At 39.7% G+C, this 14,355-nt stretch carries 12 protein-coding genes; 7 read left to right on the top strand and 5 right to left on the bottom strand.

All coding sequences use genetic code 11. The features are described from left to right. The first annotated feature begins 137 nt into the window (after positions 1-137). Complete coding sequence (locus XEN7305_RS13610) at positions 138-1,037, top strand: XrtA system polysaccharide deacetylase (protein WP_006510027.1); 900 nt, start codon at positions 138-140, stop codon at positions 1,035-1,037. A gap of 6 nt (positions 1,038-1,043) precedes the next feature. Here XEN7305_RS13610 and dacB read toward each other — a convergent pair whose 3' ends face one another. After that, the gene (gene dacB / locus XEN7305_RS13615) at positions 1,044-2,468 is read right to left on the bottom strand and encodes a D-alanyl-D-alanine carboxypeptidase/D-alanyl-D-alanine-endopeptidase (protein WP_006510028.1); all 1,425 of its coding nucleotides are present in this window, start codon (positions 2,466-2,468) and stop codon (positions 1,044-1,046) included. Positions 2,469-2,486: 18 nt separating this feature from the next. Here dacB and XEN7305_RS13620 point away from each other — a divergent pair, with 18 nt between their 5' ends. From XEN7305_RS13620 to XEN7305_RS13630, 3 genes are read left to right on the top strand one after another with little or no spacing between them, the layout of a single operon-like run. Beyond that, positions 2,487-3,098, top strand: a complete 612-nt coding sequence (locus XEN7305_RS13620) for a rhomboid family intramembrane serine protease (RefSeq protein WP_006510029.1) — start codon at positions 2,487-2,489, stop codon at positions 3,096-3,098. 10 nt (positions 3,099-3,108) lie between these two features. Next, positions 3,109-3,885: a DUF1868 domain-containing protein gene (locus tag XEN7305_RS13625; RefSeq protein WP_006510030.1), complete on the top strand. Its 777-nt coding sequence runs from the start codon at positions 3,109-3,111 to the stop codon at positions 3,883-3,885. Positions 3,886-3,916: 31 nt separating this feature from the next. Next, a complete protein-coding gene (locus XEN7305_RS13630; protein ID WP_006510031.1) occupies positions 3,917-4,660 on the top strand; it encodes a YebC/PmpR family DNA-binding transcriptional regulator in 744 nt (247 codons plus the stop codon). 75 nt (positions 4,661-4,735) lie between these two features. Here the strand turns inward: XEN7305_RS13630 and XEN7305_RS13635 are convergent, their stop codons facing one another. After that, positions 4,736-6,781, bottom strand: coding sequence for a DICT sensory domain-containing protein (locus XEN7305_RS13635; protein ID WP_006510032.1), 2,046 nt, complete (start codon positions 6,779-6,781; stop codon positions 4,736-4,738). A gap of 222 nt (positions 6,782-7,003) precedes the next feature. Further along, positions 7,004-9,028, bottom strand: a complete 2,025-nt coding sequence (locus tag XEN7305_RS13640) for an NAD(P)/FAD-dependent oxidoreductase (RefSeq protein WP_006510033.1) — start codon at positions 9,026-9,028, stop codon at positions 7,004-7,006. A gap of 90 nt (positions 9,029-9,118) precedes the next feature. Between XEN7305_RS13640 and XEN7305_RS13645 the strand changes: the two genes are divergently transcribed. Next, on the top strand, positions 9,119-9,349 hold the full coding sequence (locus tag XEN7305_RS13645) for a hypothetical protein (protein ID WP_006510034.1): 231 nt from the start codon (positions 9,119-9,121) through the stop codon (positions 9,347-9,349). A 77-nt stretch (positions 9,350-9,426) separates the two neighbouring features. Here XEN7305_RS13645 and rfbC read toward each other — a convergent pair whose 3' ends face one another. Beyond that, positions 9,427-9,972, bottom strand: a complete 546-nt coding sequence (rfbC, locus tag XEN7305_RS13650; protein WP_006510035.1) for a dTDP-4-dehydrorhamnose 3,5-epimerase — start codon at positions 9,970-9,972, stop codon at positions 9,427-9,429. Positions 9,973-10,343: 371 nt separating this feature from the next. On the opposite strand from rfbC, the gene XEN7305_RS13655 reads away from it, so the two are divergent. Beyond that, positions 10,344-11,765, top strand: coding sequence for an NADP-dependent isocitrate dehydrogenase (locus XEN7305_RS13655; RefSeq protein WP_006510036.1), 1,422 nt, complete (start codon positions 10,344-10,346; stop codon positions 11,763-11,765). A 257-nt stretch (positions 11,766-12,022) separates the two neighbouring features. Further along, entirely contained in the window at positions 12,023-13,594 is a 1,572-nt protein-coding gene (locus XEN7305_RS13660; RefSeq protein ID WP_006510037.1) for a tetratricopeptide repeat protein, read from the top strand. A 26-nt stretch (positions 13,595-13,620) separates the two neighbouring features. On the opposite strand, the gene XEN7305_RS13665 is transcribed toward XEN7305_RS13660, so the two are convergent. Beyond that, entirely contained in the window at positions 13,621-14,184 is a 564-nt protein-coding gene (locus XEN7305_RS13665; RefSeq protein WP_006510038.1) for a COP23 domain-containing protein, read from the bottom strand. Positions 14,185-14,355 lie beyond the last annotated feature (171 nt).

The raw sequence follows: 14,355 nt of genomic DNA on the forward strand, positions 1-14,355 counted from the left end.
TATGAAATATACTTGAGTTTATTAGAAATATTTTTAATTATTTTTTAACTGCATAAGTTCTAAATCTAAACATAGTATAAATCATAGAGTTTCATTTTTTATCCCTAACAACTTCAAACAACACTGAGATATTAACCATGAAATTAGTTACTGATTATAATGAAAATCAAACCGTTGAAAATATTTTGACCATTGATGTGGAAGATTGGTTTCACATTTTGGAATTACCTTCTGAAATTCCCGTTAAAGATTGGATAAAATTAGAAAATAGAGTATTAAATAATACTTTATCTTTATTAAATCTTTTGCATCGCTACAATGCAAAAGCTACATTTTTTGTTTTAGGATGGGTTGCCCAATATTGTCCTGATTTAATTAGGGAGATTGAAAACCAAGGGCATGAGATTGCTACCCATGGTTATAGCCACCAATTAGTTCATCATCTTACTCCTGATGAATTTGCGCAGGATATTAGCCTTTCTTTAGAATATCTCTCACGGGTTGCGAGCAAACCAATTAGGGGTTATCGCGCTCCAGGATTCTCCTTAACTCAAGATTGTTCCTGGGCTTTAGATGTTTTATTAGACCTTGGGTTGACTTATGATGCTTCGGTGTTTCCCCTCAAAAGAAATCATGGCGGCTATGAAAATTTTGCGGAAGAAGCTGGATTGGTGACCACCCCTCAAGGAAGACAAATTTTGGAAATTCCCGTGACTTGTAATGATGTTATGGGCAAGAAAATGTACTTACTAGGTGGTGGTTATTTCCGTATTTCCCCTTACTGGTTGATTGAATCGGGAATTAAGCAATTAAATAAGCAAGATAAACCCGCCATGATCTATTTGCACCCTAGAGAGTTTGACCCCTTACAGCCTCGTTTAGAAATGAGTAAGAAGCGCACATTTATGAGTTACGTCAATCTTCATAAAACAGAAGGCAAACTGGAGAAAGTTTTAGATAATTTCCAGTTTAATTCGATTGAAAATATTTGGCGGTTATCTTCAGAAGTTGAATTGACAGAGTTAAGAGTAGCTTAGTGTTTTTTAGTAACTATTTTGTATTAGTAGAATTATCTCGTCGATCGCTTGACGGGATATTCTATTTTTTTGATCGGCATTATTAACCAAAATACTGAATACGATTCTGGCTCCTGTTTTTGTTTTTAAGTATCCTGACAATGTGCTCACTCCGGTTAAGGTTCCAGTTTTACCCTGAAGAGTCAGGGGTTTTGGGGAGTTTTGAAAACGATTTTTTAACGTGCCATTGGCATGAGCGATCGCCAAAGATTCTTGATAAATTTGACCCTCGGGCATTTTGGAGATTTCCGACAAAAGCTTGATGAGCAATTCAGGAGTAATAAGATTATGACGAGATAAGCCCGACCCATCCTTTAAAATATAATGTTCAGAATCAATTCCTAATTGAGTTAGACTAAGTTTAACCGCTTCAGTATCATTATCAGCATTTACTTGTTTACCCAAAATTTTCAGGAGTGCTTCAGCATATAAATTATTGCTATTTTGGTTTATTTCAGCCAATAAAATTGGCAATGGGGGAGATACTATCTGGGTCAGCAATTTGGCTTCGGAGTTTTGACGCTCTTGAGATATCACTTCTGCACTACTCACTCTAATGCCTGATTGGCTTAATAACTGACGAAAAGTTTCCAGGAAATAATTGGCTGGATCGAGAATTGCTAAATCCCAAACATCGGCACCATGATCTACAGGAATTCCCCCAAGTATTTTTAATATTGGTTTGCCTAAAACCCCATCGAGTTCAATATTATAGACTTGATCTGCCGTGGTGGTGACAGCTTCATTAAAGACTTGCCATTGTTGAGCAGCAATCTCATCAGACAAGCTTAAAGTTACTGGTTCGCCAATTCCTTGGGGTATAACTGTCAGAGTAAAAGTATTTTCGTTTAAGATCAAGCTGTTAACCGCCGTGCCATAGTAACTATGAATATCTAACCATTCCCAGGTGGGGTTAAGCTGAAAATTATTAAAGTAACTATCGTCAATGAGCAACTTTTCGATTTGTGTAATTCCCAGTGATTGCAACTGTTGAGCAATATCTTCTAGGTTTTCGGTAGAGATACTAGGGTCGCCTTGGCCTTGAACGATTAAACTCTCTAGGAATGGCGCTTCTCCTGTACTTAAAATGGGGGTTGTAATCCGAAAGTCTGCTCCCAATTCGAGCAGTGCAGCAGCGGTTGTTAAAAGTTTGGCATTAGAAGCAGGAATAAAATACTTCTCGGCATCTACACTATAGAGAATACATTCTGAATCTAGATCTTGGATCACAATTCCCCAACGCGATCGCCTAAACTCGGGACGATTAACAATAGTATCGATAGCAGCAAAATTTTGACGGCAGATCGGGGTTGATTGAGATTTGGCCTCAGGAGCAATTAGCCCCAAAAAGAAAATAGATAAAATATGTAGAACAATATAGCCTTTTTCCATCTGCCGAAAACTATAAAAATGATCAAAATCAAGGTCGCCAGAGCCTACGTAACTTTTATCCTGATCTTTGTCAATCTGGTTGTATTTATTTTGGAAATGCGATCAGGCGGTAGTACAGATTTGCCAACACTCTACAGATTGGGTGCTTTAGTATCAGAAAACATTAAACAGGGAGAATGGTGGCGATTAATAAATGCGAATTTTCTGCATTTTGGATGGTTTCACTTAATTTCCAATATGTTAGCTCTCTTCTTCATCGGTAGTATAGTGGAACTGAGTATTGGTGTCGAACGTTATTTAATAGTTTATCTTTTGAGTGGAACAGGTTCGATGCTCACTTTTGCTCTTTTAGCCAATTATACAGGGCAAGTTCAAGTTGTACTCATGGGGGCCTCTGCGGCTATCATGGGAACAATTGGCACGATGTTGACAACATCCTTAGCAGATTGGCTAGAATATAGGACTTCTCTGAAGGCAAAACGTTTGCAAACAGTAATTTTTGTGGTTGTCTTACAATTTATTCTGGATAACATAATCCCTAACGTCAGTTTTTACAGTCATCTTTTTGGCTTCATTATTGGCTTTGTGGTTAGTCTTATCCTAATGCGATGGAAATTTAGTTTTAAATAATTTAAATCAAGTGAACGAAACTTATCAGGCATATATTAACCGAGTTGCTCAGCTTACCCTTCCTGCCACCTATTCTACTCAGTTACAAACGATTCAGACATCGCCAAAGTTTGTCGATGGTCAAGTAGCTTATTTCCCTGGCTATAGTGTGATTACGCCCACCAGCAACGAAGATCCAACGAATCAAGGTTTTTACTCCCAAGTTCAATTGCTCCAACAACAATTGATAGAACAATTAGAATCGGATTTGATTATTCCTTTGCCCCCAGAAAGTTTTCATCTAACCTTAGCTGATCTAATTTGGGGTGATAGTTATCAACAGGCTGTGACCGAGAATGCTGAGTTTGACGATAAACTAAGATTGCAAATCAATCATAGTTTTCAGCAGTATAAGAATTTGGAACAGAATTTTCATAATGTCCAATGGCAGTTGTGGGGTTTATCTATTAGACCTCGGGCAATTATGGCTTGTTTAGCTCCTAAAGATCAAGCAAGCTATGATGCAATTGTTGCCCTAAGACGCTGTTTATATCAAAATGAAGGCTTGATGGGCTTGGGTATTGAACAGCAATATGATTTCACTGCCCATATTACCTTGGGATATTTTAATCAAATTCCGACTGATTTGAACCGATCACAATTATGTATTATTATCTCTCAAATAGCTGATCGATTGTTAGATGGAGAACCAGCAATTATCAATATACTTAGTGGCGAATTACGTAAATTCGATAATATGGTAAATTACTATCGTCAATCTGATTGGGCAACGATTTCTTTTGCTTAATAGTTATCAGTAATAGAGGGAGAATATAACTGTGGCAGGACATAGTAAATGGGCTAATATTAAAAGACAAAAAGCCAGAGTAGATGCCAAAAAAGGTAAAACTTTTACTCAATTGTCCCGTGCTATTATTGTCGCAGCTCGTAATGGAATTCCCGACCCAGCAGGTAATTTTCAACTACGGACAGCTATTGATAAAGCTAAAGCCGCAGGAATTCCCAACGATAATATAGAAAGGTCTCTAGCAAAAGGGGCTGGTACGTATCAAGAAGATGGTGTCGTTTTTGAAGAGATTCGCTACGAAGGTTACGGGATTGATGGCGTCGCTATTCTAATTGAAGCTTTAACTGACAATCGAAATCGAGCTGCGGCTGATATTCGAGCTGCTTTTAGCAAAAATGGCGGAAATTTGGGGGAAACGGGTTGTGTTAGCTGGATGTTTGAGCAAAAAGGGGTGATTACCTTGGAAGGCGAATTCTCAGAAGATACATTGCTCGAAGTATCTGCCGAAGCTGGGGCCGATAATTATGAAATTATAGAAGCAGAAAATATTCAGATTGCCGAGGTTTTTACTGAAATTGCTAATTTAGAAATTCTTCATCAAACTTTGAAAGCATCGCATTTACCCGTACAAGAAGCCGAGTTACGCTGGATTCCCAATAATACGATTGAGGTTAATGATCCCGAAAAAGAGCGATCGCTAATAAAATTAATTGAGACTTTAGAATCACTTGATGATGTCCAAAATGTGACAGCAAACTATGAGCTCTGTCTTTAGCTAGTCATCCTACTATCTATCAACCAAGAGCAAGAAACCGATAGATCAATACTTATTACTTATTACTTATGAAGTTTATGACGTGATTTTTTTGGTACTTCTCTTGCGCTTAGTTTTCTGAGGTCGTAGCGAGTTTTGCGAAATATCATCGAAAACGGGAATCGTAAAATGGAATTGGCTACCCTGATTTTTTCCTGGGGATTCGGCCCAGATTTTACCGCCCCAACCATTAACAATTTGTCGGCAAATCGCTAATCCTAAACCTGTTCCCCCAGCACTGCGGCGTAGGGAACCTTCTTCCTGATAAAAGCGATCAAAAACAGTTTCTAGAGAACCTGGTTCGATTCCTCGGCCAGTGTCTGATATTGTCACCTCAAGTTTACTGGGACTATTTTTAGCTACTTCAATAGTGATCCGACCATCTTCTTGGGTAAATTTACAGGCATTGTCTAATAATTTCGCCAGAACTTCGACTAACCATTCTCCATCAGCTTGTACTAGGGGCAATTGGTCAGGAACTTTATTTGCGATCGCAGGAATCTTTTGGGAATGAACCCGCGATCGCACATGACTCAGAGATAGGTCAACACATTCGTTCATCGATAAAGGTTCGAGATTCCATTCGACACGTCCACTTTCGAGACGAGAAAGAGTCAAAAAATCCTGGACTAAATTCCTCATTCTCGCAGCATCAGATAGGGCAGTATCCAACATCACCTGACGTAGTTCTTCTGGCATATCGGGTTCTGTTGCCAGACTTTCTAGACAGACTTGAATCGTTGACAACGGAGTACGGAGTTCATGACCTGTAATCGCTACCAAATTAGAACGGGTACGATCCAGGGCAGCTAACTGCTCATTTAGTTCTTCGAGATTAGCATAGGACTCAGCCTGAATCAGAGCGACACCCACTTGAGTTGCGATCGCATCTACTAAAGCTACTTCATCGGGTTTCCAAATAATTGGTTCAGCTTCGCAATGATGTAATTCCATCATTCCTAATAGATGGTCTTGGTAGAGAACAGGAACTAATAACCAAGAAGAAATAGAGCAAGTTTTAACTAAGTTTTGCAGATATTTTCCCGACTCTTGATTGTCAGATTTTTGGCCTAAGCGACTATCTTGTCTGGCATTGTCAATACTCAGAGCTGCCCTCAATTCGACAACCTCTTCAACCAGGGGATTGTTTTTCAGTTGCCAAGTTTTTCCTTTAATAGATTTAATACCTGGACGAGTAAATTCATGATCAATAATAGCGGTAGAAGCTTTTTCATTACAGCGATAAACAATACAGCGACATACTCCTAATCCTTCTCCCAGTTTTTGGACTGCCACCTGCAAGATTTCCTCTGTATCCAGAGATCTTCTAATGGAGTCTGTAACCGAATTGAGCAATTGTTCTCGCTGTTGTTTAATGGCTAAAGATTTATTTGCTTTTAGCAGCTTATATTGGCCCGCTTGGAGATAACTAACCAATCTCTGTACAAAGGGATCGGGATTGTTGTGAATAGAATCCCCTAATTGAGGTGAAGAAGAAGAAGATTCTGTGGGGAAAACCATCAAAGACAAATACTCTTGACGTGCCTGAGCGATTTTCTTGGCTAATTCCGGTCGGTAGATCAGAATTTTTTCTAATAAAATCTCTGCCGCTTTGAGGCTGACATGAGGATCAAAAGTCCAAATCCCCTCGAAACGACGGCTACTATCCATTGCTAAGCTAGCTTTGGTATGAGGTGCGGTAGCTGATTTTTCTTCGCAAACCAGACAACTAATATAGTTTTTTCCGATAACGATCAAATGCCATTCTTGAGCTAGAGAATCGCTAGGCTCAAAGGCAATAGTCTCGTAGATATCAGAATTATTGGTAAAGTCTGCTTCTGGTGCTGCTAAAACATATACCTGATCACTCTTGTTGGCAATCCTTCTGTACCGATGGGCTTCTTGACGATAAAATCGTTCTCTTTGAAAACTCGCAATGACCAGAGGAGCATCAGAACCTGCTAATACTCGATCTTCCATGGCATGAGACAAGGCAGTCAGTGAAGATTTAAAGTACATTTGTGGTCGCCAATCTGGAAAAAACTCTAACAATTGACCGACCACAGATTTTGGTTTGCTCATGAAAAAAGGATTATAAGAAAAATTTCGTGACCTAAGATTTCTGGATTCAACACCAACAACTTAAACAATCTTACATTTTTATTGTGGTTCGATTATTCTCTCTATGACTATCCTACAGAAATTTCGCTATCTTTATTAACCAAATTCAGGTTCTATAAACAATCATTATGGTTTATTCTTCCCAACTAAATTCGAGAAATTACGAATATTGGCGATGAGTAACTATTGATGAGGCATTTTTTTACTGCCAGCTGAATATTTTAATTGATAACTCAAGCTCAATAGTTTTAGCCAAGTACTCGGATATTTTTCTTCCATCCAAGATTGGGAATTGTTTAACCAACCAGGTAGCCAACTGCCCAGCAAAGATTTCCGAACGGCATCAATGCTAAATGCCCAATAAGATCCTAACCAGCGCAAAAGATCCTTACTGCCTGCCATTTGCCAAATCCACCAGAGTAAGGCCGGGTTTTTCCGTGCTGCAATTAAAGCAAGCTTAGTAAATGTAACCCAATCAGCACGATCCTTGATAAAGTTATCGGCTATTTCAGGGTTTTGCTCCTCTAGTAGACCGAAAAAGGTATTAAGCATGGAGTTAATCCGCTGAGGTGGCAGGATTTTATTAGTTGGCACCATCATGCCCTTGGAAAATAACCAAGTAACAGAAATATTACTTTGATAAGCCCGAATCTGGCTCAAATGTTGGGCTGTTAGCAGATCATGTTTGAGGGCTGTATCGAGTAGGCTCGTGAGTCGCTCTAAATTTCTGACTAGGGAGCCAAAACCAGTAAAGATTAAGGGTGACTGGAGAGATGCCGCATCCCCGATCGCGAGGAGACGGTCAAAGGAGACATTGCGATCGCGATCGCTAGTACTAAAATGACCAGGTATATAACCAAAAGTGGCTTTTTTCCAGACCAGCTCTTCCATATTGCAACGACGATATTCTGGCAGAATATTAAAGAAATCTTCGTACATCTCCAACAAAGAACCTGGATTCTCGGGATTAACTTGATGATAGTGGAAAAGATAAAAAGTTAATTCTCCATTACCCGCAGGAAATAATTCCCAAATTAATTGTCTGCCCCGAGATATATCACCGTGGGAATTTAAAACATCTCCATATTGTTCATCCCATACCTCGGGGGCAAAGCCTTTTTCAATCACGGCTCCGACTGTCGGGCAAACACTATCAAAGGTTCTGCTGCCATTAAGTTGCCAAGCAATGGGGGAAGCTGTTCCCATGGCATCCAGCAACAATCTTCCGGTAACTTGTTGCGATTCTTGGTTCTTTAAATTGACTAATTCTACGCTCACCTCTTGATCAGAGATCTCAGCGCGAATAAATTCGGTTTCATCCCAAATTTCGCCTCCTGCTTGCACTAATTTTGCCCCACAGAATTTGAGTAGTTTTTCTGAGTCGATGGCAATATTCAATACTTTAGGCGTATATAACACTGGTGCTTTAAGATGTTCTGGATTGTAAGCATCAAAAAACTTGCTAAACCCATCCTTATATTCTGCGGCAATGACATTTTCAAAATCTTCCGGGGTAAATAAACCTAAATTAATCAGACTCTGAAATTCATCACGGGAAATATTCCACTCCCGATTCATGCGACCAAAAGGTAGTCTTTCTACCAGTAAAACGCGATAACCTTTTTGAGCCATAATCGCTGCATGAATGACACCCAAAGCTCCACCAATATAAATAAGATCGTATTTCTGCTGACTCTGGGGCTCTAGTTGGGTTTTTTTATCATTATTTTTGAAGACCACTTCCTTGGGCTGCTGAGGATTTTTGACCCCTTCGCGCCAGCGTTTTTCCCACCAATAAACACGGTTGAGATCATATTCTCCCTTGGGAAATTTCTGGAAATATTTTACGGTCTGAGGATAGTAGGGAGCTAATGCTTCAAAAATTGATTGTTGATTTAAATTTATTGCTGGTGGTTCTGGGTAGGTTGGGGGGAATACTATTCGGAGATTCTTAACCAAGGAGTTCTTGATTTGAGAAATACCTTTAATTGTTGAGGTTCCCCACTGAAACATTTTGAGATAGGTAGTGCGTTGCACTGTCCAGACAAATATCGATAACTCACTATCGGATTGGGAAGTGAATTGCAGACGAATTCCGTCAGGAGTTATGAGCTTGGTAACATTTTGCGGTTGCCATGTCTGATGTAACCAATTGCGCACAGCATCAATATCAGTGGTCGGAACTTCTATATAGAGGATTTCTTTCATTTTTTAACCTAAAACCTACCACCTAAAACCTAACACCTGTCCTGAACTAAAAAATATCAATATTATCCGAACAATAAATGTTATTTAACTATGAATTATACTATTCCAGCTACCACAGAAGAGATTTTAGCCCTCAGTGATAAGTCCATTAATGAAGATATTATTATTACTGCGATCGCAGGAGTAATTGGCATCGCGAGAAAAAAAGGTCAATCCTTAGAAGATGTGCAACAACAGGTTTTGCAAGATGATTTGATTCTCGATGTCATACAACGTCGTTGGTTAAAAGATTGGATCGCTAAAGCTTGGGAAAGAGTTTGAGGGATGAAGAATAAGGGATGAAGGATGAGGGATAAAGGATAAAGGATGAAGGATGAGGGATGAGGATTTTAGAATCGTTAGGGAAAGACTTCGGCTTCTTTGAGGGTTGGGGCAGATTTGTCTTTGGCAGATAGGATGGGTTCTTCTGGGATTTGCCAGTCAATATTCAGTTCTGGATCATTCCACAGAATCGAACGTTCATATTCTGGAGCATAATAATCAGTGGTTTTATAAAGAAAATCCGCTGTTTCAGAAAGCACAACAAAACCATGGGCAAACCCTGGCGGAACCCAAAACTGTCTTTTGTTTTCAGCACTCAACAAACAGCTTACCCATTGACCAAAAGTAGCGGAGCTTTTTCTGATATCTACTGCCACATCAAGAACTTCTCCTGCTACTACGCGGACTAATTTTCCTTGGGCTTGCTGAATTTGATAATGGAGACCACGGAGCACATTCCTGCGCGATCGCGAGTGATTGTCCTGGACAAACTGAGTTGTAAATCCTGTGGCATCAACAAATTTTTGAGAATTAAAACTTTCCATGAAAAATCCGCGATCGTCGCCAAACACCTTTGGCTCAATAATTACAATATCGGGTATTTTCGTTTTTATGATGTTCATTGATTGGGGAATGGGGAACAGGGAATGGGGAATAGGGAACAGGAAATAGCTATTTTTTCCACGGTAATTTGGTACCCATTTCAGTCAAGGCTGAAAAAACAAGATAGAGGATCAGACAAGCTATTCCTGCTACAAAGGGAACTAGATCATGCTGCATAAATATTAGTCTATTTATATGAAGATTGGTTAATCCTCACTGTACTTGATTTGGAATGTTGTTCAAGAGTTATTCAGGATTTGATCGCGCCAGAGGAGAAATGGAAGTTTTAAGCACAAAATTTCTGGTGTGCTTTGCTATTATTCTTGCTGCACCGAGTCTAATCTTTTGAGACAATAGTGATTCGCCTTAAATTTGCAGGATTTTATTTTTTATGTTCGACAAACTAACCGTACCCACCACAGGCACTAAAGTCACCTTCAAAGATGGCAAACCAATCGTGCCTGATGATCCGATTATTCCTTTTATTCGTGGTGATGGGACAGGAGTAGATATTTGGCCTGCTACCGAGAAAGTTATTGATGCTGCAGTAGCTAAAGCCTATGAGGGAAAACGCAAGATCAACTGGTTTAAAGTCTATGCTGGGGATGAAGCTTGCGAGCAATATGGTACTTTTCAGTATTTGCCCCAAGATACGCTCAAGGCCATAGAAGAATATAAAATTGCAATTAAAGGCCCTTTAACAACACCTGTCGGCGGTGGCATCCGCTCTCTTAATGTCGCCCTCAGACAAATCTTCAATCTCTATGCTTGTGTTCGTCCTAGTCGCTATTATCCAGGAACGCCTTCTCCCCATAAAAATCCCGAAAAACTGGATGTAATTATCTATCGGGAAAATACTGAAGATATTTACCTAGGAATTGAATGGCGCAAAGATGACCCGATTGGGGCAAAATTAATCAACTTACTCAATACAGAATTAATTCCTGCTACTGCTGAACATGGGGACAAACAGATTCCTCTGGATGCGGGCATTGGAATTAAGCCAATCAGTAAAACTGGATCTCAAAGATTGGTAAGAAAAGCCATTGAAAATGCCCTCAGACTACCTAAAGAGAAACAACAGGTTACTTTAGTTCATAAGGGCAATATTATGAAATATACCGAGGGTGCTTTTCGTGATTGGGGTTACGAACTAGCAACAACGGAATTTCGTGAACAATGTGTCACCGAAAAAGAATCTTGGATTATCAGTAATAAAGAAGCTGACCCAGATATTAGCTTGGAAGCCAATGCGCGGAAAATTTCGCCAGGATATGATGCTCTAACGCCGGAGAAACAGAAACAAATTTGCCAAGAAGTAGCCTCTGTAATTGATGAGATTTGGGCAACTCATGGCGACGGCAAATGGCAAGATAAAGTTATGGTCAACGATCGCATTGCCGACAGTATCTTCCAACAAATTCAAACTCGTCCCGATGAATATTCGATTTTGGCAACCATGAATCTTAACGGTGATTATCTCTCCGATGCCGCGGCTGCTATTGTCGGTGGATTGGGCATGAGTCCTGGAGCCAATATTGGAGACAATTGCGCTATTTTTGAGGCTACCCACGGAACTGCTCCCAAACATGCTGGTTTAGATCGAATTAATCCTGGCTCAGTAATGTTATCCGGGGTGATGATGCTGAACTTTATGGGCTGGCAAGAAGCCGCAACCTTAATTCAACAAGGATTGGCCAGTGCGATCGCCGATAGCAAAGTCACCTACGACTTAGCTAGACTAATGGAGCCAGCCGTCGAACCACTAAAATGCTCTGAATTTGCCGATGCTATAGTTAGTTACTTCGCTTGAACATGGAGATAAACTATTGAGTTAACTTAGGGTAATAGGGAATAAGATCATTTGATTTTTCAACTATTTTCTATTGCCCACTAAATAGCATCCATATCATTTTTGGAATATAAAATAATAATGGTTCACTTAATGCCTTATTCAAAGCCTTTTGATATATTCTTTGATAATACTCATTTGGCAGTAACATCAAGATACTGCTGGTATCTGTCAGCTTGTTCACACCAGTAGTAAAATCAACTCTACTTCGATAACCTATGCCTGAATCTGATCTAGATCCAATAGGAGGACGTGACAAACCACGTGACGACGAAAAAATAGGAGGACGTTACCAAGTTGAAGAGGTCCTGAGAGAGACAGGTTTTTGTAAAACTTATCTCGCCAAAGATACTCAGCTTCCTGGGGATCCTTTCTGTGTAGTTAAACAGCTACAACCCAAATCAAGTGAGGAGTTCGTCTTAGAAACTGCTAGGAGATTATTTGATAGTGAAGCAAAATTTCTTTACAAATTAGGTAACCATCCTCAAATCCCTCGTCTTTTGGCACATCTCGAGGTGAATGATCAGTTTTATTTGGTACAAGAATTTATCGAAGGCAAAGATCTAAGCCAAGAAGAGATTGCCGCCAATCCCAAGCCCTGGAATGAAACCGATATTCGACAATTTCTCATAGATGTGCTGGGTATTTTGACTTTTGTTCATCAAAATAATGTCATTCATCGTGACATTAAGCCTTCTAATCTGATTCGCCAATCCGATGGCAAGATAGTTTTGATCGATTTTGGGGCAGTCAAAGAGATTACCAATATAACTCTCACCGAAGGACAATCCAAGTTAAAGGAACTGACTGTCGCCATTGGGACGCCAGGTTATATGCCGATAGAACAGCAAAATGGAGTTCCTAACTTCAATAGTGATATTTATGCTTTGGGAATGACAGCCGTTCATGCGATCACAGGGTTCCATCCAGATCAATTACCTCGTTACGATACAGGGGAGATAAATTGGCAAGACCGAGCAAATTGCAGCCTTGAAATGGCGGCAATTCTCAATAAGATGATTAAAATTTCATCTTACCAACGCTATCAGAATACTAGTGAAGTTCTTGCTGATATTCAACAACTTCCTGGGCAAAAAAAGAACATAATAGACCCCAATGTTAGCCATTCACCTGGCAGCTCGTCAAAGATTAAGAAAATAGTTTTGTTTACAGGGATTTTTGCCATCTTAGGCATTGCTGCTTTCATTCCTAATATTTTGGGCGCGGTTAAAGCTTTAGGTCATTATGAGCGAGGACAACAGCTAACTGAAGCGGGAGACTATGAGAAAGCGATCGCTGAATATAACAAAGCCATTTCAATCAAGCCTAATTTTGCGATCGCCTGGACCAACAGAGGATTTGCCCAAGGAAAGTTGAGCCGACATTTAGATAAGTTTTCCTCCTGTGCTCAAGCAACCAATGTAGCCCCAAATTTTGCTGAAGCGTGGAACTGCAAAGGACTAGCCAGATTTGACCTCAAGCAATACGAACTAGCCTTGCAAGAATATGACCAAGCGATCGCAGTTGATGAAGAATTCTATCGAGGTTGGTTTAATAAAGGTCAAGTATTAATCAAACTAGGTCGGTATGAGGAGGCAATTGCTGCAACCAGAAAAGTACTTGCGATTCAGCCGGATTATTTTTTGGCTTGGACGCAAATATGTAGTGCTTTTTTTGAATTACAGCAATATCAAGATGCTAAGACGAACTGTCAGCAATCCTTGGCTATTAAAAAAGACTATAAGCCAACAATTGAAATGATGAAGAAAATCCAACAAAAACTTCAATAGTCAAGGTAGACCTTGATCTACTGAGCTTATTTCAAATGTTTTGACCCAAAAATCAGATCCAAAATGCTAATAGAGTAGGAAATTGATTGGACTCCTCTTTCATTAGAATCTGTGTCCACTTTGTTCTCTTGCAAATCTTTACTCAAAATCGCGGTTAAAAGACTGTTTGCCGTTTGCACAGGCTTCTCGGTAGGGGAAAGGGTAAATAGAACAGCTTCACAGCCAATCTCAGGATCGTTAGTTGCACAAACTGTAGGTAAGCCCCGTAGTTGATCTGCTCTAAAACTCAAAGTTTGAGATGAGCTAGCAGTTTCGGCATTATATTTTTCTGCCATATATTCATTTAAACTAACAGCTGCATCCTGACAAAGGTCTGTAGGATTAGCATCTAAGGATGCTAGCAAATCTTTGTGCCAATGAAAAATTGGTTTAGAATTGCCATCGAGTTGGGAAACAGTAACCGCAACCCCGTTATCATTAATACAAGCAAAGCTTGCCTCATTGGACGCTCCCGATTCTGCCATGGCGGGGGAAACTGCTGTCGCCATCACTCCTAATATTGTCAAGGAAGATATATGTTTAAGATTCATGACTTACTCCTTAAAATTTTATAGATTAACTACCCTTCGGATCGCTACGCCCTCATATACACACAGTATATATATGTTTAATCATATAACTTATGCCAAGATATGATTCGTCTTATTTATTTTATTTATTGATTTTTGGTTATTCCTTCAAAAAGATTATTATGTAGCGAG

Source organism: Xenococcus sp. PCC 7305, from assembly GCF_000332055.1.
Lineage (GTDB): Bacteria > Cyanobacteriota > Cyanobacteriia > Cyanobacteriales > Xenococcaceae > Xenococcus.

Coding starts and splice junctions, on each gene's coding strand:
- XEN7305_RS13610 (WP_006510027.1), top strand. CDS start 138: ATGAAATTAGTTACTGATTATAATGAAAATCAAACCGTTGAAAATATT.
- dacB (WP_006510028.1), bottom strand. CDS start 2,468: ATGGAAAAAGGCTATATTGTTCTACATATTTTATCTATTTTCTTTTTG.
- XEN7305_RS13620 (WP_006510029.1), top strand. CDS start 2,487: ATGATCAAAATCAAGGTCGCCAGAGCCTACGTAACTTTTATCCTGATC.
- XEN7305_RS13635 (WP_006510032.1), bottom strand. CDS start 6,781: ATGAGCAAACCAAAATCTGTGGTCGGTCAATTGTTAGAGTTTTTTCCA.
- XEN7305_RS13640 (WP_006510033.1), bottom strand. CDS start 9,028: ATGAAAGAAATCCTCTATATAGAAGTTCCGACCACTGATATTGATGCT.
- XEN7305_RS13645 (WP_006510034.1), top strand. CDS start 9,119: ATGAATTATACTATTCCAGCTACCACAGAAGAGATTTTAGCCCTCAGT.
- rfbC (WP_006510035.1), bottom strand. CDS start 9,972: ATGAACATCATAAAAACGAAAATACCCGATATTGTAATTATTGAGCCA.
- XEN7305_RS13655 (WP_006510036.1), top strand. CDS start 10,344: ATGTTCGACAAACTAACCGTACCCACCACAGGCACTAAAGTCACCTTC.
- XEN7305_RS13660 (WP_006510037.1), top strand. CDS start 12,023: ATGCCTGAATCTGATCTAGATCCAATAGGAGGACGTGACAAACCACGT.
- XEN7305_RS13665 (WP_006510038.1), bottom strand. CDS start 14,184: ATGAATCTTAAACATATATCTTCCTTGACAATATTAGGAGTGATGGCG.